Consider the following 22935-nt stretch of genomic DNA (forward strand, 5'->3'; position numbering starts at 1 on the left):
CAAACGACCAATATATACTATGAAAAAAATCATTACTCTTTTGATAATTCTCCTAGCAAATATTACATATGCCCAGCAATCATTTGATTGTAATGAAGGTAAATTTTATCAAGTAATTTCTGGAGCATTACGATCATACGACCCGATCACAGGGACATACTCAGACCCTCTTCATACGCATACAGCATACAATGCAGGAGGATACAATCCTGTAGATAACTTTTTATATGCAATAAGAAGTAGTGACAAACATTTACTACGTATCGGAACAGACATCGTAGTAGACCTAGGTGCTGTTGCCCAAAACGGAGGGGTTTCATTTGGTGGTGGCTATGCTGCTGATGTAGATAGTGAAGGAAACTTATGGGTTTTTCAAAATGGACTTGATAAAAAATCATTTCATAAGATCACTAATCTTCAAAGTTATGATGGCTCTTCATCTCCCACATTTGAGATCGTAGTATCTGATCAGGCCTCTCCTAACACATGTGCTGATATTGTATTTATTGATGGCAATCTATATGGCGGTAGTAAAGGAAAAGTATTTAAATGGGACTTATCTACAGCTACTCCTGCTTTCAGCAGTAAAAATGTTACAGATTTACCCAATCATACTTTTGGTGCATGTTATACTGATACCAGTAATCGACTATATGTATCCAGTAATAGCGGAGGATTGCACCTAATAAATGATTATGAGTCTGCTTCTCCTTATGCGACATTACTAAATAATACCGAAGTAACGAATTCTAATGATGGCTTTAAATGTGCTGTGGGAGTATCCCCTATCGATGCTGATAATGATGAAGTTTTAGATCCTTTTGATAAGGATACCGATGGTGATGGAATCCCTGATATTGTAGAAGGTGGAGGAACAGATCCTTATGGTGATGATGACTCTGATGGAATTTTTAACTACCTGGATCCAGATTTTGGTAATACGTGTAATAGTGGAGTGTCTTTGGCTTTTGATACTGATCGTGATGGAGTTCCTAATGTACTAGATCTTGATAGTGATAATGATGGGATATTTGATATCGTTGAAGCCGGATTAGGAAGCTATGATACCAATGGAGATGGCTTTTTTAATAGTTTGGATGCTAATTTTGTAGATTCTGACCTTGATGGGATTGCAGACATCGTAGATGTTGATCAAACCGGAGTTGCATTTTATCCTACGGATACAGATGGTGATTTAATTTATGATCCATATGATATTGATGCAGATCAGGATGGTATTATTGATCTTATCGAAGGGCAAAACAGTTCAAATTTCATAGCTCTTTCCGGTTCAGATCAGGATAGAGATGGCATGGATGATGCCTTTGATCCCGATAATGGTGGTACTCCTCAAGGGTATATAAATACTGATGGTACTGATAATCCTGATTTTATGGATACCGATTCTAATAATGATGGAACTCTCGATACTGTAGATGGATATGATACTAATAGTGATGGTACTGCTGATACCATTGCAGCAGGAAATGATTTTGATCAGGATGGTTTAGATGATAATTTTGATTTAAAAGAAACCGTATTTGATTCTGATAACGGAAACCAAACTCCTAGTAGTTTTCCTGTATTGAGTATTGGTGAACGATATCAATATTCAGGAACATATAATAGTAACGGAACTCCCGATTATTTGGGAACAAACGAAACGCTAGCTTCTGATTATCTCACACGAATCGATAACGCATTACCAGAAGGAAGTTCTGTACCCAACCTCAACCCTAATTACATTCACTCTGGGTATGATACTAATGTTACCATAGAAAATACAACCAATATTTCGGTAACATTTATTGGTGAAAACACAAATTATAAAAATACACTAGGTTTTTATACCTATGATCTCAATAGTCCTTCTACTACAACTCCTAACCCCGAAGATATAACTATTGTTTTCCCTAATGCCTCTAAAACAGGTAGTAATGGTGAATTAAATGCTGGTAACACTGTAAACATAGGTAGTTTTGCAGCAAATACCGGTATTGGATGGGTATTACTTGTAGACGGTTGGAATGGGAGTTCTGTAGACTCTGGAGTATGGCAAATCTATTCTAATCCAGATTACAATCCAGAATGTGATGAAGCACTACGACCACATAACATCCTGCTTGCAGATACTGCAAATGAGACCATAGTTCTTGGTTTTGAGGATATCAGAAGAGATTATCCGGGTGCAGATCACGATTTTAATGATGTTCTTTTTCATATCAAAGCTGATCAATACTCATCTTTAAAAACTACAAATATACCTGAACTAACAGAAGAAGGTGTTGTAACTTCTGGAAATGATGGTGGGCTAGAAAGTAATGGTGATCTGGCAAGTTTAATCGCCAAAAGAAATTTTTTAAGATCAAAAACAAACAAAATATACAATCAAAAGAAATTACAGAAAAGTTTCGCTCCGGGTCAAAAATCATACAAGTCTGGTAATAAAAATGATTTAAGTATTTATTTCCCAACAACCGGCGCCACAGGAACAGAAACATCTTTTGTTTCTAGTCCTGATGACCTGATCGGTATAACCAATGCTACTGCAGTATTTTCGATAGATTACTACAATGAAGACAACAGAGTTGGAGCAGCACTGGCAATGGCAACTACTGGATCTGTTTATGATCATTCTAAAACAATCTGCGATAGACTTAATGGTTCTGTATTAGAAGACATAAGAACATTAACAATTCGAAATCATACTTTGGTAAATACCAAAATTAGAAGAGTTACAGGAGAAATCGAACAAGCCCTGCATTTCTCTGTGAGAATAGATGAGTTTCAAAATGAATTATATAGCTTATGGAACATCGATCAATATCCAGAAGGCGACTACCTTAATTTTCAGATCTGGGGTGGTTCTATACCACAAGTGGCAACTATTGCAAATACCATTATTGATAAATTAATTGGTCAAAAATCATTAGGGAAAACTTTTATTCCTAATAATATTCCTTCGGTATTTGTACAAAAAGGATTTTACAGAAATGGTAAACTTGTTTTAGACATCATTAATAAGTCAGAAGCAAGCCAGTTCAATTTCAGAGGAAATAAAAGAGCTACAGAACTGTCAAGAGAAGAGTTAATTACCAAAACAATATCCTTATCTGGTAAATACCAAGAAACCATTACTGTAGAGACTGGATATTTATTTGATATTGGATTTGCTATTACTGGGGATAATCCTCACAAAGCAGATGTATTATACCTGGCAGATGGGCCCTGGGGTATTGATTTTCTGGAACAAGGAGCAACTGTATTCAATTTTGAAATCATAAAAAATAAAAACAGTGAAACTCAAAAAGATACGTATCAAGTAGAACGAGATGCCAAAGTAAGCGGTAATCTTAAAGAAACTATGAACTTGTTTAGAAATATCCTTGGTGGTGATCTAACGTTAAATGTTTCTGAGTATGATGCGGTTGAATTTGAATTATTAACCGATAGAGATGTAGAGGTAATTTTAGTAACCAAAGATCTTGTAAACTGGAATGACAGGCTTAGATATACCATAAAAGCAAGTGATACCAAACAAACGTATACCATTCCGTTTTCAGATTTCTCAAGTAAAGCAAAACAAGGTGTTTCTATGGGTGAATTAAGAAGTGTTGTATTTTCTATTCAAGGAGACTATCAAAGCTTTGCTCTTTTCAATCTCGAAGTTGCTAAACTCGCCTTTACCAAGGAAAAAGGAAATAATGACTCTATCGATGAGGAAGATAGTGATGCTACCGTCATTAATAATGATGATATCGAAGACATTGCTCTAACTACAGATAATACTACTGTAATAAACAATTCTCCTAATCCGTTCAGAACACAAACAACTATCAAAATGCCTACAGTAAATCAAAAAATTACAATTTCTGTTATTGATATGTTGGGTAGGGTTGTACAAAAAGAGCAGTTAGGAAATGTAGCAGCTCCATCAGATACTTTTACGTTTACTGCTAAGAATTTACAGCGGGGAGTGTATAAATACATTATTAAAGGTGATGACTTTAAAAAAAGATATAAAGGAAGTTTTTTAATACAATAACTACAATCAACAAAACCACTATACTATCTACAAATCAATGGTATAGTGGTTTTATTTAAAAGAGAATATTTTTATTAATATAAAATGTAGAGGTTGGAAAATTAAAAACTAACTTTATGAATATGATTCTTAATACTGCTTTAAAAAAATTGAGCGCTGAACAAAAATTTATGATCAGCGTTATTATTGTTAATGGAGGAAACTACTTATATAATTTAATATTAGGAAGAATCTTAGGTCCAGAACAATTTGCAGATGCAGCATTATTAATTACTTTTCTTTTGGTTTTATCATTTATAGCCATGACATTTCAGTTATCAACTGCCAAGTTTTCTGTGATTTTTGAGGATGCAATATTTAAAAGCTTTATCAATATCATTTACAAATATTCAAGTATCATCGGCATTATCTTTGGTGTTCTCTTAATTATTTTCTCTAAACAACTTCAAGTGCTTTTTAATACTCAATCCTCTTCTATGTTTACCATTTTTGGAATTGGTGTGCCTATTTACTTCATAATGAGTGTTAACAGAGGTGTGTTTCAGGGCGGTAAAAAGTTTGATAGCCTCGCGATTACATATCAGGGAGAAATGCTAAGCAGATTGGTTATAACTCTTATTTTAATATATACCTTAAGTTTACAGTCTTCTATTTTAGTTGCTTTGGGTATTGCAATTTCTTTTTTGTTTGGGTTATTACCTTTTCGTTTTCGAGATATAGAAATCACTAAAAAACATGAGTTACCATCTGCAGAATCTAAATATATCATTAAGTTTTTCTTGTTAACAGCTTTTTATGAGTTTACCCAAATCATAATCAATAATAGTGACATCCTGATGGTAAAACATTATTTTGAAACTTATGAAGCAGGTTTGTATGCGTCATTAGCATTGATTGGCAGAGTTGTTTATTTTGTAGCCTGGATGTTTGTGATGTTGCTATTACCAAAAGTAGTACAAAAGCAAAAAGACGGAGAATCTCATGCTCCTATTTTATTTAAGTATGTATCCTATATAACATTACTTTCGGTTTCAATAGTTCTAGGGTGTTACCTATTTCCCGAATTGGTCATCAATATCATGTTTGGTCCAGAATACTTAAGCGTTGCACCATTACTATGGAAATATGCAATCGCAACTTCACTTTTTGCGATTTCTAATATTTTTGCATATTACTTCTTATCCCTAGATCAATATATACCAGTTGTATTATCAGCATTACTTGGCGTTTCACAAGTTGTACTTATTATATTCTTTCACGACACATTATCTGATGTTGTTATTATGCAAATAATAGCAATGGCTATTCTTCTTTTATTTCAAATCTTCTTTTTTTTAAGCTATCAAAAGTTATCTAAAAAAAGCTCAACGAATAATTAAATCTATTCATCGAAAGATACTTGCGACTCAACTAATTTAGAGTAGAGATGCTAAAAAATTGATCCATCTTTGAAATATTAATAACCAATAAAACCAGAAGTTATGGCCTTAAGAATTACTAAAAACCAAGGGATTTTTGAAATTAAAGGAAGTATTGTAGCAGAAAACACTAAGTCTCTTCAGCATCATTTTGAGAAATTATTATTCAATGCCGATAAGGTGGTGGTATATATGGATAAAGTCAAAAAAATTGACGCTTCTGGTGTTTCGGTATTGACCAAATTATTCAGAAAAGCTATGGAAAGCAACAAGATTTTTCACATCATCGGTAAAGAAAACAAAAAAGTAAGTAACGCTTTTGGCAAAGTAAATTACATCCTAAGAAGTGATTTCGTATAACATATAACACTCCCCAAATACAAAATATAATGAAACTACAAATAGAAAATACCTTAGGAACATTTGAAATAATAGGAAACTTTACTTTGGATAATACAGAATTAGTAAAAGATCATTTTAACTACTTACTAGATCATTATGAAGAAGTAGTAATCTCTTTAAAAAAAGTAAAGAAAATTGACAAAAAGGCTATGAAAGTTTTAAAAGGCATCTATGCAAAAGCAAATAAAAGAAGTAAAATACTTTTTGTTTTAGGTAAAGAAAATAATGTAATAGCAAATGCTTTTAAAAAAGATAAAGCAGATTATATTTTTAGAGAAAATTATTAATCTCTAGTTATATAAGTTTATTATCAGTACTACTCTTATAAAATTCTTTCTGATCGGCAATACTATCATTATTCTTCTTATGTTTCAGTTGTTTTTGTTGTCAGGTTATTATAAATTGTAGTTTAGTATATCAAAAAAAATAAAGACGTACCCCATTCGTCCTAAAATCTTGAAACCTATATAACCAATAAGATTTCTACTCGATTTTAATTCGTCTCTGTCTGTTTCTAAAAAAGAATACAAAATTCAACAGATGAAATTAGCAATTGTAACAGCATATCCGCCTAGTAAGGTAACTTTAAATGAATATGCTTATCACCTGGTAAAACATTTTAGACAGCATACCGAAGTATCTGAACTTATTTTATTAACCGATGTATCCTCTAAAGATGCTGATACCGTTTTTGACGAAAAAGGATGCAATGTAGTAGTTAAACAATGTTGGAAATTTAATAGTTACCGCAATATCTTCTCTGTTATGAAGGCTATTAAACAAACCAAGCCAGATGCGATACTATTTAATCTTCAGTTCATGAAATTTGGAGATAAAAAAATAGCTGCAGCACTTGGCTTATTATTACCAAAACGTTGTGTTTCTAATAAAATACCAACCATAGTTCTGTTACACAATATTATGGAGCAAGTAGATCTGGAAAGCTCTGGGTTTACAAAAAATAAAGTTTTACAAAAAATCTACAATGGCATAGGAACGACACTAACTCGATTTATTTTATCTGCTGATATTGTTGCCGTTACTATTGACAAATATGTACATATTTTAAAAGCGAAATATAAAAGCGAAAATGTAGTACAGATTCCTCATGGAACTTTTGAAATACCTGAAGAGCCAAAATACACGCTACCAGAAGGCCCCTTACAGATCATGACTTTTGGCAAATTTGGCACCTACAAAAAAGTAGAAATCATGATTGAAGCGGTAGAAAAAATACGATCAAGAACAAATATCGATTTAGAGATTGTAATTGCAGGAACCGATAACCCCAATGTTATTGGATATCTACAATCGATGAAAGAAAAATATGTCGATGTACCTCAGCTCACTTTTACTGGTTATGTTGAAGAAGTAGATGTACCTCGAATCTTTACAGAAAGTGCTATGGTCGTATTTCCTTATACCTCTACAACGGGTAGTTCTGGTGTATTGCATCAGGCAGGTAGTTATGGTAAAGCAGTGGTTATGCCAGATTTGGGAGACCTAAGTTTATTAGTGAAAGACGAAGGGTATCGAGGAGAATTCTTTAATCCAGAAAGTGTAGATAGTCTTGCTGATGCCATAGAAAAAATTGTATTGGATCCTGCGTATCGTACAGAATTAGGTCAAGCCAATTACAAAGCAGCAACTGCATTACCAATGAGTAAAATCACAGCAATGTATCTAGAGCAGTTTAATGCTATTAAAAAAAGTAAAACCCGCAAAAATTAAAAAGACAGACAAAGAGCTTTTTTATACCCTGAGTTCGATGTAAGAAAATCATTTAAAAAAGGAAATAAACACATAGCATTATACTATATACCTAAGACATGAGTTATTAGAGTTTAAGAAACATTTTTATATACAAAGTTCTATATAACTTCAAATTAATCGTAATTTATTATGCTTAACCTTCAGTATTTTTTATTGTTTTTTCTATTTAGCCTTTCTGTGGTTGCCCAACAATGTGATAATAGAGTTTGGTCTGGAGTGGCAAAGTACCACCAGGTGACAAATGCTACCACATCATGTGGATACTCTCCCAAAGCTGATGACACACTATATGCTGCACTAAGAGCTACAGATTATCAAGCTGAAAGACTTTGTAATACATGTTTAAAAGTTAGTTCTAGCAAAGGCAGTGTTATTGTGAAGGTAATGGATAAATCTGGTGCTCATGGGTTAGATATTCATAAAAAAGCTTTTGCAAAATTGGGAGATACTCTCAAGGGTAATGTTGATGTCACATGGCAAATCACAACTTGTCCTGAACAAGGAAATATTGGGTATTATTATTCCAAAAGTTCCTTTGCTTCAGAAAAGAGAGTAATGGTTGTAAACACCAAATCGACTGTTAAAAAACTGTATTTCAGATACCAAAATAATGATTTCAAAGAGGTATTTCGTGCAAAAAATAATAGTAATGATTTTTTTGTAATCACTTGGAGAGATGATCTAAATTTGGGACCTTATGATTTTAAGGTGGTAGACATTTATAATAATTCTATAATTGATCATGACATAAATTTTTCATCAAACACTACTTTTTATGGTCAAAATCAATTCCCTGGATGTGATGTGATTTCTGAAATAAACGATGAATCTATAGACAAAGTAGCTATCAAATTTCAAAACCCAATGAGTCACAATGGATCTATTTCTATCGAAACGGATCAAGAAAAACAATTCACACTTCATTTATATTCATTAAGAGGCCTTAAGGTATTAGAGACTAGTCTTGAGAGTAATTCCAAAAAACATATCTTTAAAGATATGCAAGCAGGATTATACATCATCTCTATCTGGAGTAACGAGGGTCTAATTTTGAATGATAAGCTTATTATTCAAAATTAAATAGTTAAGATAATATGTTTCAATACCTATACATTGGACATATTACTTAGTTATAAACTCAAAAGCGGGTTTCTTGTTTCCATTACGATCAATAAATCCAAAGTATTTTTGCTTATGTTTTCGCCAAGGTAACTTACCTACTACGGCACTAGGTACTTCCTTAAAATCGTATAAAGTCCAAGAAAGATAATGAATATCATCTTTTTTAATGATCTCTTGAAATTGTTTATAATAATTAGCTTGCTCTTTTTCTGAGGGACCGAAAGGACTCCAAAACCCTCTACTAGAAGACAACCCAAATTCTTGTAACACCAGAGGTTTCTTGATTTTAGAATTCATTACAGTATACGCTTCAGAAAAAGCATTGATATCCAGATAATAATGAAAAGAAATAATATCTACCTCATTTTCTAGTAAACCAACAGATGCAGTATCAGACCACCCGATAGTAATCAAATGATTAGGATCAAATTGTTTGATTTGGCGAGTCATTTCTTTTAGCCAAGCCAATACATTTTCTTTTCCTCTGGTATCAAAATCCAGATTAGGTTCGTTCTTTATATCCCATGCAAGGATAGCGTTATGGTCTGTAAAAGCACTTACAATCTGCTCTGCATGGCGATGGGTTAATGTCCAATCCAAGACAGAGTAATCTCCATAAAAATCAAATAAAGTAACAATAACTTTAAGGTTTTTGGCTTCTGCCTTATCTAATACTTGTTTTAGTTTTTCTAATTTTTCGGTTTTCACCTTAGCTTTGCCAAAAACTTCGTAGGGTATAAAAATTCGTGTCGTATTTAAACCTGCATTCTTAATAAGATCAAAATCGGCAGCAATTACATTAATGTCATAATCATCACCAAACATATCCCAAGGTGTTTTCTGGGGATAATAGTTAATCCCTTTGATTTGGTATTCTCTATCTTCAACAAATATTTTATCCTCTATAACTTTTATAGACCTATTGGTTTGCACCACAGGGTCTGATGAGTCATTTTTTTCTTTTACTATATGCCGTATTCGCCAAAAACCATCTTCTAGCATTAACATCACCTGATAGTCTGATTGCAATTCTGTTTCTAGCAGTAGTTTTTCATTACGATAAATCCTTTGATATTCTTTTACACCTGTATCTGTAATGACTGCCAATTGGCCATCTGCACTATAAAAATCTAATGCTACATTATGAGTAGTTGTGGTGCTATGTATAGCAATATCTTTTTCTTTGTTGGATACTAATGATGTAACAATATGTTTCCGTGCACTTTTGGTATAGTAATCCTCTATTCCCTCTTGCTTATTAGTTTGGTATGCTGCATTGCGTATATACCATGCATTAAGGTAATCCTGCTCTATATCGTGTAGTGTCTGTTTTTCTATAGGTCGCCCGGGATTGATCGTATCTTTCCATTCTAATTTGGGTAAATATACTTGCTCTTTATGCAAAGCCAGATGTAGCATCGAAGTCCGCTCTGCTCCTGTAGTAAGATAAGATAATGTCTGGCTGATACCAAAGAGTATTACTATAGTAACTCCAACAAAGGAAATGATGATGAGTGATCTATATATGTTTCTATTCCAGCCCATCATTTTAGTGTTATATTCTTAAATTCTTTTTGTACTCCTAAAGCTTTGATCTGAATATCATAGCTTCCTGAATCATAAAATCCCTCTTGTAACAAGAATCTAACGAGCCCTTGTGAAGAAGTCTTGACTTTGGTATCTACTTTTTGATTATCCTTAAAAATATCAATCTTTACTATAGTTCCATCGGGAATCAATTGTTCCATAAAACTTATTAGAGGCCCAATGGTAATTTCTCGATTATCATTACCAAATTTCACTTCAAAATCATTCAAAACCTGAGTATATCCTAAAGTTAATGTATTACTCTCTGCCATTCCTGGTACATAGGCTTTAATTTGCCACGTGTCTTTATGATCGGGATGTAAAATTTTACCTACTGCCTGGCCATTAACAGTACTTCCTTGTGTGTGTAATAGTGATCCTTTTGCATCTTTGATTACAAACTCAACCAGAGTACCATCGCTTACAATATTACCATATTCATCTTTTACAACAGAAGTAATAAACTCAGTGATTTGATTGCCATCTGCATATGCATGTTTTCGATTGCTATCTATCTCAAAATTTTCTGGTAATGAAGGAAACACCTCAACAGAAAACTCTTTAGAAACCGTTTCACCTACCTTAGAAAACAGCAATATCCGCCCTGATTGATCATAAGAGAATATGTTTGCCCAACCTATCATATCTTTACTCTGTAATATGCTCTCTTTTTCTATATCTAAAAATTGATGTCTGATCAATACTGCTGTACTATCTGGTAATGGATTATCATAAGAATCAGTAGGAACGATAATTTGCATTGTATAATCTTCTCCCCCAGCTATGATACTAGGAGGTCCGATATAGGATTCTAAATACACTTTTGTTTTGGCATTAGGTATAATACGTATTTCACCTTCATATAGATTCTCTGACTCACCAAGTAAGACATATGACACCATTCCTTTTTTATTTGCCATAAACTCTGGAATGATAAAACGAGCTGTATCGTCTTTATCAGAATCTATTACATTGCTTCCGAAAGAAGAATGTATAAAAAGTTGCGTCTTAATGGGTGTATTAAGTTTAAAATCTAATACAATGGCATTTCCTGCTTCAAACACTCTTTCTTTGGTTAGTAAAACTGCAGAAACCTCTTTTGGTTTTTTTAGAACAGTCGTAAAAGCTATACTTATGGTACAAATTAATGATCCTAACAGTAGTAAAATAATATGTTTCTTTCCTAGCTTCATTAATTTGGTGCCCCGATATAGGTGTTAATTTCAAATTTAATATAACTAAACCCTTTTCCTTCAATTGGTAAAAATCGTGCTGATTCGTGTTCCATTTTTCTACTAGGAACCACTTTATTACTGATTAAAGTATTTAATAACCCATTCACAAAAACGTTCTCCATATCTTTATTAACAGTATTCATGTCTGATAAATCCAACAACTGATAATCAAAATATTGTTTGCGTTGCGGACGAATACCTTCTGGCAAATATTGATGATCTACCCATACTAGTTCATGCTCCTTATTGTAATAAGAAACTAATAATACAGGAATGGTAACCTCTTCTAGTCCAGAGTTAAACAAAACTCCTTCTACATGATCATTTTTTATAGAAAGCTCATTAATTGCGACTCCTTTATATAAATCTACCGTGGTTACATTTCCCGCACATTGCAAATTGAATTTAGCAGGTTTTTCATCAAATTTCATCGCTGTAAACTGATCTGGGTCAAAAGTTTTAGGTTTATGTTCCTTTTTGTTTATCCATGCAATTCCTTCAAAATTAATGCGGAAACTAGTAATTTCCTTAGGCATTAATTTATGTTTCATTTGATGTTTAGCATTATATCTTGCTAATTTTTCATCATTACTGTTATATAATGTGCCAGTGATTACAACATCTGCCGGTATATTATCGATATTTTGTATTTCGCCTATAAGACTATATCGATCCCTATACTCAACTATTTTTGTCGATAACACCTCTAATACAGGTTGTTTAAGAACATCTTCGTGATAGGTCTGTTCAGAACTAACTCTACGTCTTCCGTGATTATAAAAAGCTGTACTATTTTCAGCAAATAACTGATCAGGTGGAATATCTAGATCATATGGTATTGGTTTTACAAACCACTTTTTCCTATATTTCACTAATTCATGATAGAATGTTTTATCTATTTTTTCTAAAGGAGTTATCCAATGTGTTAGCACTTTAACTTTAGCAGTACTATCTGTTTGCGAAGTAATGTCTACCTTAATATCATCTAATTTGGCATATGAACTTAATAACCCATCTGTCACCGCGATTTCTAACATATATTGATGGATGGTTTTATCGCTTTTTGGATCCAGATAAGAGTATGCCCTTTCGAATTCTTTAAAATCTAATGCATCATAATACGATTCTGTTACTCTAACAGGATTTATCTGTTTTTCATTTTTTATGTATATCAAATAAAAACCATATCCCGTAAAAATTAACATCAGGAATCCCCACAGGTAAGACACTTTAAAAACTGATTTCTGAAACCCCTTGTAATGCACTCCAAACTTAAAATATACTGGAAAACTTTTATGTTTAGCTTTTAAAGCATGTATCCATATCAATTGTATATTAATAATAAATGCCAATAATACAGTACATATTGGAATCAAACTCCACATTAGTTTTTGAAACTTAGGAACATCTTCTTTGGGCAAAATACTGGATAAAGGAGGAACATTTAACTTTTCCCAAACCATAATTCCATTTTCTAGCCGTCGTAATCTCTGCCAACCACAGAAATATAAGATGGGGTCATAAAACTTATCATTCGAGAACACATATTTTAAGTTATATTTTTCGGGAACAGTAAGAAATTGTTGTAGAGAGCCAATGCCTTCTACTCCTCTAAATTTTGAATTTTCTAGACGTTCTACTGCTCTGGTCGTTAACTCTGGTAATCTCCTGGCAGAATGATAATTACCATCTACCGTCATTGCTTTAGTTTGAGCAGAAAGCCATGCCATCTGATCTCCAAACCCTAAAGGAAGGTATCGCCAATGATCGTGTTGATCCTGACTTAAGAAATTTAAGATCGGCAGCATTTTAATTTTTTGCGGTTGCGAAGGTCTGAAATATCCAAGGCTCATCGTAAAAAATGTCATAAAAACAAGAGCTCCCGTAAATAATCCCCCTAAAATCCTATGATATAAGCCTCCATAATTTTCTCGAATCTTTTGTTTTAAATCTCCTTCTACAAATCGATAACTAAATTCACCAAACATAGGCAAAGCCATAATAGAAGCCCATAGTGTAAATCTATCTAGTGTGAGAATATTAAATGCATTTTCGCCAAGGATCATCTTGGGGATTGGTGTTGTCCCTCCTGTTCCCAAAATCGTTAAAAGTGTTATCGACAACCCAAAAAACAAATATCGTTTACTATAAAATCGATACCATATATAAGGCAGTATAAATAACAAAATCCCCCACGGAATCAAAAAGAACACTAATCCCGACGAAGTGACTTCGAAAAAATTATCTCTCGATCCATGTGGTATGGGTACTTGGGTAATCGGATTGTTTTTGGTATTAATCCAATACGGAAGAATACAACCAATAATTAATACTAATGATCCAAAACCAAAACCTACAATTCTTTTAAAAAGTGAACGAAAACTTTGTAAGAACATTAAAAACCCAACTTCTTTATATGTGCCTATCTTTTCTCTGGAGACATCCATGATTACCATTCCTATTAACGGAAAAATAAAGAACACCATTCCAAAAATTGGAGTTACGTGATGAGAAGTCACCGTAACCGCTATTAGACTCAAAGCGTTTAGTAAATATTTATATTTCCCTATTTTGAGCCATAGGTAAATTTCGGGTAAGGCATGCAATAGGATAGACAGCCCTACAATACTAGGTAATTGTCCAAAAATATGTAGTGTTTCTATAAAAGCAGATGAGAACACTGCAAGTATAGCAGTATATCCAGCAACTTTTCTATTAGAGGTAAGTACTAAAGCAAAACGATATATTCCTGTTATAAAAAGAATGATGGCTATAATCGCCACAGTAAATAAACCAAATTTAAGCCCTCCAATATAAGAGAACAATCCTATACTTTGATGCACTAATGGCGGATATCCCATTACTGTAAATCCCGTATACCAACTATAATTCCAAGGTTCGAACCAATTATTGGCATAATGATTCCCAAAAAACAGATGAATTAATGCATCATACGTAGACTCTAACGTAAAAAAGATGGTAACACCATGGAAAACCACTCCAATGAGTAATGCGCTTATTAAATACTTATTTGTGGTTTTATCCATAAAAGCTCGCCATAGTTTTCGATTTAAATATACAACAAAGGTTTCGGTTTAGGAATAAGCCTAAAACAGAATGCAAATCAAAAATCAATTATTTGAATTCCTGATTAAACTATAAAATAACCATACACATAGATAAACAAATCATCACCTGTGACATTATTGGTTTCAAAACACTGGTTGATAACAAACAAAAGCTGATTTTCACTATAGACGAATGGTATGTCTTTCGATAAAAACCATTCACCGATAGCAATATTCTACTCATCGAAATACCTTCTCATACAACGCAGATCGTGGCTACTTTTGGAATATAAACCTCAAAAAAGTATCATTATGAAAACGGGAATTATCATACCATGCTATAACGAAGAAAACAGATTAAATGTAACTGCTTTTTTAAACTTTATACAAGAAGAAAACGATTTCCACTTATGTTTTGTAAATGATGGAAGTAAGGATAACACTGTGGATGTATTAAAGAAGATTCAATCTCATAATCCCTTAAAAGTAAGTGTTATTGATATTAAAAAGAATTCAGGAAAAGCTGCTGCTGTAAGAGCAGGTGCAAGATATCTACACAGCAGAGGTGATATAGAATTTATTGGTTTTATTGATGCCGACTTATCTACAGATTTTGAAGATTTTGATGGACTTTTAAAAACCTTAAAAACCAATAGAAATTTAAGTTTCGTTTTTGGATCCAGAGCCAAGGATGTTTCAGATAGTATAGAAAAAGATGATATTAGAGCAATGATCTCAAAACTTATTAATATCCTTATTGTATTCATTTTGGGATTGTCTATTCAAGACACTCAATGTGGTGCTAAAGTTTTCAAAGCAGATTTAGTTCCTGTAATTTTTAATAAAAGCTTTTTTAGCAGATGGTTGTTTGATGTAGAAATGTTTATAAAAATGAAAAAACACTTCGGTAAAACCGAAATCATGAATAAAATCTATGAGCAACCTCTTAAAAGATGGATACACATGGAAGATTCTAAATTAGGATTAAAAGACTCATTAGAAATCCCTTACCGATTATTATCTATATGGTTTAATTATAATGTATTACAATCTTTACAGGTTTCATTTTCTGAAGAGATGACCGAACCTGCAATAGAAGTATACGGAACTATTACTCCAGCTTTAGCAGCATAAGACATAAGATAGTCTTACAAAATTTGACTCGAAGTTACCCCTAAATATATCTATGAAAGAGAGTATACCCTTATAAAAGTTATGCTCTCTTTTCTTTTATTCAAAACTATAATGAGGACAAGTTTACGTACTGTATGCAGAAACTAATCTGCTTTTAACTTTAGACTTCTTTTTATACGTTCTTCCATACCATAATAACACTCCGGTAACTGGTAATGAAGCACAAATAAGACTTGCCAAAAAAGCTATTATTTTGCCTGTAAGCCCTCCGATAGCACCAACATGAATATCATAGTTCATACGAATTACTTTATCGGCAAATCTGGCATCTTCGTATTTTCCATATATACTGGTCGTTTCTATTGCTTCTAATGTATTTTGATCAAAAAAGAGATAATCCATGTTATAATATACTCCTTTAGAATTACTCACTTCGACGAGTATTGATGTCGAATCATTTTCGGGATAATGTAGTTCAAAACTTTGAGCATCCTTATAAGCATCATAAAGCAACGGAACTAATTGATCATATGCAGGATTTTTGTTAGAATGAACTATAGTTGTACTGATATTTTGAGGCATAATAAACTGTGGTGCTTTATCACCCCCTGTAGCTATATAGGCGATAAAATAAAACCAATTAAATGCCATAACACATCCTGTAAATGCAAACAGTAATCCTAGAGAAGAAATATAAAACCCGGTTACAGTATGCAGATCAAAGTTTTTTCGTTTCCAACGTGTTTTACTATTCCAATCAAATTTTAACCGTTGACGCCAGTTTTTCTTATTTCTAGGTATCCAAAGGAAAAAGCCACTTATCAGTATTACCAAAAACAACAGTATCGAATATGATACCACTCTCGAACCAATAATCTCTGGAAGCCACAGTCGTACATGTCCTTTTAATACAAAAGCAAAAAACCCAGAGTTGTTGTCTACTTTTTTAATGAATTTACCCGAATATGGGTCCAAAAAGACACTCTGATAAAATAATTCTGGTTCGGCCTGGTAAAAAACAACTTCTATTGCTTCATTTGGTTTTCCATAAATAACACCATGAATGGTTTTATTAGGTATTATTTGTTCGGCAATTGACTTTACCTGAGATGATAGAATAAAACCTTGTTCTTGTGGAATTACGTACTTATAATCGTCATAAAAACTTTCTATTTCATCTTTAAAAACCCATAAACATCCTGTAATTGAGACAACAAAAAGCACAATTCCGGTAATTAAACCTAATATTTTATGAATTTGCAAAATGGTTTTGCGTCTATTTTTCTTTTTTGTCGAAGACATAGTTCTATTTTAAAAAATAATAACACCCCCAGACATAAAATATCTGGGAGTGCTTCTTCTCAAATGGTTAGGTTAGTTAGTTACCTTAAAATTCCTTCAAACATAATCCAAATATTCTTGTTCCCTTAACCTTTATAGTAATAAAACTACATTTAGTTACAATTTTCCTATGTACAAAAATAAATTTCATTAATTCTTTATCACTTTATAAGTTTCTTTATTATTTTTAATACTATAAAATCCTTTTGTCAAACTTTTCACAAAGGCATGTTCCTCTTCTTTATTAATCACTACTTTTTTGATTAATTTTGATCCTCGCATATTATTTATCTAAACTTCAAAAGCCTTATTAACAAAATTCTCTTTAGTGACAATCACAGGTTCTGATCGTGAAAACATATTATATTTACAACACCTCCTAAAGTATCAGCTCTAAGATAAACAGGAACTATTTCTTTATAAACAACTTTTAGAGTATATGACCCCGGAAGTATTTCTAAATTGAATTTATCATCAAAATCACTTACTGTTTCTCTATTTTTGAGTTCTAAAATCTGTATAGATGCTTCAGGAACCGGATTAGAATTTTGATCTAAAATTACTCCTGTTAGACTACTCTGAGCATTACATAACATTACACATAAAAACAGAAAAAAAAGAGAACTGTTTTTTTCTTAAAATAAACACTGACATCACAATTTTTTTTAAACAATTTAGTTTAGACTTTATATTATTATTTATATTTGGTCTAAATAAATTCAATTGCAAAATTAGTATCTAGGGAAAGAGAGAAATGACGCATTATGGATAAAAAAAGACGCAATAAAGAATCATTAAAAACAACAAGCTCTAATCATCAAAAAAAATGTTCCTTAAACACTGTTACTAAACCAATTAACACTCAAAAGCATTGTGGACTATATTCAAAAAAACTTCAATTCTTGCCCGAATATGGAGATGGCTATTTAGAGTATCTCTATTTTGATGGATTACATATAACAATTTTTGATGTATCCTTAAATAAGGATTTTGATACTTATGGTGTACATACGAGAAATGCCTTAGAACTTTCTTACCTAATTGATGGTGAGCAAATCATTAAAATTGATGGAAAAAATCACGATCTGATTTATGAAAGTCAGGAAAGTTATCTTGTGTACATATCCCAAACTTCTGGATCTATTAAATACCACAAAAACAAATATTTTAAAGAAGTCAAAATCAGAATGAGTCGAGATTTTATCAAAAAACACAAACTCGACTCTGAGTATGGAATCCGAGAAAAGTATGAATTAGAAAAACTTAATAAAGATTTCACAAAACCTTTATGTACCAAAACTCAGGAAATACTAGTAGAACTATTAACCGATACTCGACAGGGGCTGTTAAAACGTTTATTCTTAGAGTCCAAAGTACTAGAATTACTCTCTCTACAATTAGATATACAAAAGAATCCTAAAACAGAAGTCTCAAATACAGATAACCCTATTAAAAAACTATATGAAGTCCAATTTATTATAACCTCTGATTTAACCATTCAATATTCTGTTCATGAATTAGCACGTAAAGTTGGACTCAATGATTTTATGCTTAAAAAAGAATTTAAACGTGTTTTTGGTACAACAGTTTTTGAATATGCTTTAAATCTAAGAATGACAAAAGCTAAAAAACTATTAAACCATACTAAAAAACCTATCTATGAGATTTCTGAATTGGTGGGATATAAAAACTCTACGCACTTTACTGCAGCTTTTAAAAAATTCGAAGGTATAACCCCCAAAAAGTATAGAAAAAAGGAACCAAAAGTCATAAAATAAAACTAATAAATTGATTTGTTTATCTTATTATTCTGTAAAATATTATTATACTCTTCATGAAATAATACTCCCAAAACCAATTCTTCTAATCCATCCAAAATACTAGGAGTCAATTTAAAATTAATTTCTGCATGAGGAGTGTTGCATTTAATAGTTCTACTGCAATTTTTATTGTTACATTGACACTTCTTTCTAGCTGAACGTATAACATCAAGAAATATTTCCATTTCTTTAATATCCATCAAAATAGCTGTATCACCAATTTGTAGTTGTAATTTTTGATTTGTTCTATCTTTAACATTTTTATTTTTTATGATATATACAATACCAGTACTATTATAATATAATGGATCTAAAACATACATGTTTATTCAATTTTGGTAATCAAATTTATTACATTATTTTTATTTATTCTAAATAAAAATAATGTAATTTTGGAAAAATATTAAATCATAACTACCATGCAAAAAATTGGTTTATTCTATGGATCAGATACCGGATGTACTGATGATATCACTAAAGATTTTATTTCTATTTGGGGTGATGAAGATTTGGATGTTCGAGAAATTGATGATGTATCTAAAGAAGATTTTGATCAATTCAAAGTTCTAATATTAGGATTATCAACGTGGTATGATGGTGACTTGCAAAGTGATTGGGAAAATTTCTATGATGATTTCAAAGAAATCAATTTTACTGATAAAGTAGTAGCAATTTATGGGCTAGGTGACCAGATCGGATATGGAGAATATTTTGTTGATGGAATTGGAATTATAGCCAAAGTTGTGCTAGAAAATGGAGGGAAGATTATCGGGCACTGGCCTATAGAAGGATATCGGTTTACAGACTCTGTAGCTGTTATAGAAGAAAAAGAAGACTATTTTTATGGTCTTGCAATAGACCATGATAATGAGTCCCAATTAAGTGACGAACGTTTAGAGAAATGGATCAATCAAATAAAATTAGAATTAAAACCTTATATAGCCCTTGAACACATTACAATTTAAAAGTTCAATATATAAGATAACTTACTAAAACTGGTTTTAGTAATATGATCTCACTATCTAATACATTAAATTTCTACATTTACTTTTCTTGATTGTGCATTTACAATAATTTCCATTTTACGAAGATCAAATTCACTAACTTTCATGCAAGCCTCTACCCATAAATCTGTAATTTTTAAAAGTTCATCTTTCCGTAGTGGAAAAACATTTTTCTTGCTTTGTAAATGATGGTATTCAAAGTTAAATTTTTCGGTTGCTCGTTTAATAAAGTTGTGCAAAGATACTACTGCCTGTCCCTTTTCGGCCAATTCTTCTATTAACCCCAATGATTGTAAATACCTTGCTTTATGGGTTTTGCCACTTTTTAGAATTGTATTAGCCTCTCCAGCACTAAGTTTTCTTGATAATAAACTATAGGCTCCCATGCCAGGAAATAAGTTGAACTTGTTTTCTGGTAAACAAAACTGAGTTTTTTCTTCTGCAATAATATAATCGTGAGCTAATGCACATTCAAATCCACCACCATATGCATTTCCCTCTACCAATGCGATTGTTACTATAGGCAAATCAAAAGAAGTATACATATTATAAATAGCATCAATACATAAATGTGCGTACGTTTTTAAATTATCTATATTTTTTGATCGTATATTTTCTAAGAAAAACTGAATATCTCCCCCCATATTATAAATTCCTTCATGTTCTGAAGCCGAAACAATGAATTTAAGAGGGCGATCAGGGTGTGAAAAGTATTCTTTTACCCAAGAAGCGAATTCTTTAAATTCTTTTAGCCCTTTTAAACAAAAATTAGGCATTCCTGTGTCTTTGATTTTCCATAATAGAAGCTCATGACTTCTAAAGTATTCTACTGTAATACAATCAAATTGTCGCATGATATTAAGGTTTTTGTAGAGATATTGAATTCTTTGTGGTATAATTTTGCTTTTTTGTTTTCTTTGACCAAAATGGCTTATCAAACAGTAATTTTTGGATTCCGAGTGTTAGCATTATATAAAAAGGAATCAAAATCAAAACACCAGCAATACCAAATTGCTGATACCCTAAAGCTCCCATTCCCCAACAGATAATTACCCATTGAATGATATATATTGTAGTCACTCGTTTACTACAGTAATATAGAAACTCGAAAACCTTATTTGTTTTTATATAAGTCACCAGTATATTTGCCAACCACATAAGAACTAAATTGAATCCTGCCAAATAAATAGTTCCTCCTGGTCCCAAATGGAAATAATCTCCAAAGTGATACTCAAAATTATAATAACACAATCCTCCACCAGTCAGCATCAAAAGAACACCTGCTACAAACATTCTTTTAAATATATGTGCATTGCTTTTATTTTTCTCTTTGTACCACATTCCAAAGAACATCCCAATAAGTATAAAAGAAAACCAAGGAAATACAGCAAAATATACATTCCACTCTGCTCCCCACATTAGGTCTAGAATATAATCCACACTCCCTATTCCTAATCGGAAACCATGTACCTCCTTGGTCACTACAGCTATTATAAATGCAATAATTAGTGGGACATATTTGTTTTTAGACAATTTGTTTATAATTCCCATAAATAATAAAGAAACTCCTGCAAGTTGTAGAATATCACCGGTAAGCAGCATGAAGATCATATTATCTACAGTGGCAGGGGTGGTCCAACCATAGGCTTCTATAAAAGCGTCTGGCATTGTTCCGATTAAAACTGGTAAAACAAATTTCAAAAAGTTCATAATATATCCTGCAGCCAGAATATATAGTGCTCGTTTTATAGACAATACTATACTTTGATTTCTGGATAAGGTAAATGATACTCCCATTGCAATCAAAAACATTGGAGTCCCCTTTCCAATAAAATGAACTACTCCTCCTAACCAAGTATTTGATTGTGTAGATACATCACCATATATCCATAAGGTGTGTACTATGATTACCATCAATACACTCACTCCTCTTGCCAAATCTATAGCTAAAATTCTATTGTTGTTTCCCATCTATCTTTACCTTTTTTGTGTTTTTTTGATTAATTCGTCTCGTATCCATGCTTCAGATCTATACGCACTTGCTTTTTTACCACCATCGATATGATTCCAACCTGGATACATAATCAGGTATTTAAATTTGTCAGATAATTTTGTGGCTGTTTTAATATCGATCCAGAGTTCTTTCCATAACAGCAATTGAATTTGCCATAAACTTTCGCTATTTATACTATCGCCCATTAATCCATATTCTGGTTTTTCGTCATCCAATTCTACCTGTAGAGTTCCAAAAATTTTATCCCAAATAGAAAAAGTCTCTCCGTAGTTTGTATCTAAATACTTATGATTTTTTGCGTGGTGTACTCTATGCAAAGAAGGAGTTATAAAGATCTTCTCTAACCAAGGCTGTCTACCGATTAACTTTTCGCTCACATGTTCATAAAGTCCATATAGATTTGCTATTAACTCTATGATAAAAATCATAAATGGGTCAAATCCTAATAGGGGAAGCCATAATATGGTATGTGGCATATGCAAAAAAATAAGAAATGATCCTCGTACTGCAACAGTCAGTTTCATTTCTTCTGCAGTATGATGTACCCCGTGAATGCACCAAAAGAATCGAATTTTATGCCCTATAAAATGCAATACATAAAACATAAAATCATATAAAAAATAGGCTAGTATCCATACATACCATTCATATCCCAAGGTAAATAAGCGATACTCATACCCCCACATCATTATTCCCAAAATCACAATCTTACCGAAAAAAATGTATGGGATAGATTCTAATATATAGGATACTATGTTTACTACACCTTCTTTATTACTTTCTATTTTCTTGGTTATAAACAGAATAACCCATTCTATAACCACAAGAACTATAATAATAATTCCAGAAATACTCTGAAATTTATCTAACCATATTTGAATTGTTTCGTTCATGTCATCTTAGAATACATAAATTAAACTGACCTTTTTTATTTATTGAAGCAGTTAAAAATCATTTATAGTAGTACACGAT

General features: G+C 32.1%; 18 protein-coding genes. 9 read left to right on the forward strand and 9 right to left on the reverse strand.

Annotated elements, in window-relative coordinates; genetic code table 11:
* Positions 1–19: 19 nt before the first annotated feature.
* The 6 genes from ATE84_RS25035 to ATE84_RS25060 all read left to right on the forward strand — a co-directional run bounded on the left by ATE84_RS25035 (position 20) and on the right by ATE84_RS25060 (position 8718).
* Entirely contained in the window at positions 20–4045 is a 4026-nt protein-coding gene (locus ATE84_RS25035; RefSeq protein ID WP_101450501.1) for a DUF4114 domain-containing protein, read from the forward strand.
* A 122-nt stretch (positions 4046–4167) separates the two neighbouring features.
* Positions 4168–5424: an oligosaccharide flippase family protein gene (locus ATE84_RS25040; RefSeq protein ID WP_101451246.1), complete on the forward strand. Its 1257-nt coding sequence runs from the start codon at positions 4168–4170 to the stop codon at positions 5422–5424.
* Between the two features lie 102 nt (positions 5425–5526).
* Positions 5527–5823, forward strand: a complete 297-nt coding sequence (locus ATE84_RS25045; protein WP_101450502.1) for an STAS domain-containing protein — start codon at positions 5527–5529, stop codon at positions 5821–5823.
* A gap of 29 nt (positions 5824–5852) precedes the next feature.
* Positions 5853–6152, forward strand: coding sequence for a hypothetical protein (locus ATE84_RS25050; protein ID WP_101450503.1), 300 nt, complete (start codon positions 5853–5855; stop codon positions 6150–6152).
* A 253-nt stretch (positions 6153–6405) separates the two neighbouring features.
* Entirely contained in the window at positions 6406–7596 is a 1191-nt protein-coding gene (locus ATE84_RS25055; RefSeq protein WP_101450504.1) for a glycosyltransferase, read from the forward strand.
* Between the two features lie 171 nt (positions 7597–7767).
* Positions 7768–8718, forward strand: coding sequence for an expansin EXLX1 family cellulose-binding protein (locus ATE84_RS25060; RefSeq protein ID WP_101450505.1), 951 nt, complete (start codon positions 7768–7770; stop codon positions 8716–8718).
* 42 nt (positions 8719–8760) lie between these two features.
* Here the strand turns inward: ATE84_RS25060 and ATE84_RS25065 are convergent, their stop codons facing one another.
* From ATE84_RS25065 to ATE84_RS25075, 3 genes are read right to left on the reverse strand one after another with little or no spacing between them, the layout of a single operon-like run.
* Positions 8761–10305, reverse strand: a complete 1545-nt coding sequence (locus ATE84_RS25065) for a cellulase family glycosylhydrolase (RefSeq protein ID WP_369828560.1) — start codon at positions 10303–10305, stop codon at positions 8761–8763.
* Positions 10305–11540 carry a hypothetical protein gene (locus ATE84_RS25070; protein ID WP_233195891.1) on the reverse strand — a complete coding sequence of 412 codons (1236 nt, stop codon included), beginning with the start codon at positions 11538–11540 and terminating at the stop codon, positions 10305–10307. The genes ATE84_RS25065 and ATE84_RS25070 overlap by 1 nt, the downstream gene beginning before the upstream one ends.
* Positions 11540–14629: a hypothetical protein gene (locus ATE84_RS25075; RefSeq protein ID WP_101450507.1), complete on the reverse strand. Its 3090-nt coding sequence runs from the start codon at positions 14627–14629 to the stop codon at positions 11540–11542. Before ATE84_RS25075 ends, ATE84_RS25070 begins: the two co-directional genes overlap by 1 nt.
* Positions 14630–14962: 333 nt before the next feature.
* Between ATE84_RS25075 and ATE84_RS25080 the strand changes: the two genes are divergently transcribed.
* Positions 14963–15784: a dolichyl-phosphate beta-glucosyltransferase gene (locus ATE84_RS25080; protein WP_101450508.1), complete on the forward strand. Its 822-nt coding sequence runs from the start codon at positions 14963–14965 to the stop codon at positions 15782–15784.
* Positions 15785–15907: 123 nt separating this feature from the next.
* Here ATE84_RS25080 and ATE84_RS25085 read toward each other — a convergent pair whose 3' ends face one another.
* Positions 15908–17086 carry a PepSY domain-containing protein gene (locus tag ATE84_RS25085; RefSeq protein ID WP_101450509.1) on the reverse strand — a complete coding sequence of 393 codons (1179 nt, stop codon included), beginning with the start codon at positions 17084–17086 and terminating at the stop codon, positions 15908–15910.
* Between the two features lie 374 nt (positions 17087–17460).
* Entirely contained in the window at positions 17461–17721 is a 261-nt protein-coding gene (locus ATE84_RS25090) for a carboxypeptidase-like regulatory domain-containing protein (RefSeq protein WP_101450510.1), read from the reverse strand.
* A 168-nt stretch (positions 17722–17889) separates the two neighbouring features.
* Between ATE84_RS25090 and ATE84_RS25095 the strand changes: the two genes are divergently transcribed.
* On the forward strand, positions 17890–18903 hold the full coding sequence (locus ATE84_RS25095) for an AraC family transcriptional regulator (protein ID WP_101450511.1): 1014 nt from the start codon (positions 17890–17892) through the stop codon (positions 18901–18903).
* A 2-nt stretch (positions 18904–18905) separates the two neighbouring features.
* Here the strand turns inward: ATE84_RS25095 and ATE84_RS25100 are convergent, their stop codons facing one another.
* On the reverse strand, positions 18906–19268 hold the full coding sequence (locus ATE84_RS25100; protein WP_101450512.1) for a hypothetical protein: 363 nt from the start codon (positions 19266–19268) through the stop codon (positions 18906–18908).
* Positions 19269–19364: 96 nt separating this feature from the next.
* Here ATE84_RS25100 and ATE84_RS25105 point away from each other — a divergent pair, with 96 nt between their 5' ends.
* Entirely contained in the window at positions 19365–19910 is a 546-nt protein-coding gene (locus tag ATE84_RS25105) for a flavodoxin (RefSeq protein ID WP_101450513.1), read from the forward strand.
* A 65-nt stretch (positions 19911–19975) separates the two neighbouring features.
* Here the strand turns inward: ATE84_RS25105 and ATE84_RS25110 are convergent, their stop codons facing one another.
* Genes ATE84_RS25110 through ATE84_RS25120 form a run of 3 tightly spaced genes read right to left on the reverse strand, consistent with a single transcriptional unit; the run spans position 19976 to position 22856 of the window.
* A complete protein-coding gene (locus tag ATE84_RS25110; RefSeq protein ID WP_101450514.1) occupies positions 19976–20803 on the reverse strand; it encodes a crotonase/enoyl-CoA hydratase family protein in 828 nt (275 codons plus the stop codon).
* A 4-nt stretch (positions 20804–20807) separates the two neighbouring features.
* Positions 20808–21920, reverse strand: a complete 1113-nt coding sequence (locus tag ATE84_RS25115; protein ID WP_101450515.1) for a heparan-alpha-glucosaminide N-acetyltransferase domain-containing protein — start codon at positions 21918–21920, stop codon at positions 20808–20810.
* 6 nt (positions 21921–21926) lie between these two features.
* Complete coding sequence (locus ATE84_RS25120) at positions 21927–22856, reverse strand: sterol desaturase family protein (RefSeq protein ID WP_101450516.1); 930 nt, start codon at positions 22854–22856, stop codon at positions 21927–21929.
* Between the last annotated feature and the right edge of the window lie 79 nt (positions 22857–22935).

Source organism: Aquimarina sp. MAR_2010_214 (assembly GCF_002846555.1).
In the GTDB taxonomy this organism is placed as follows: domain Bacteria; phylum Bacteroidota; class Bacteroidia; order Flavobacteriales; family Flavobacteriaceae; genus Aquimarina.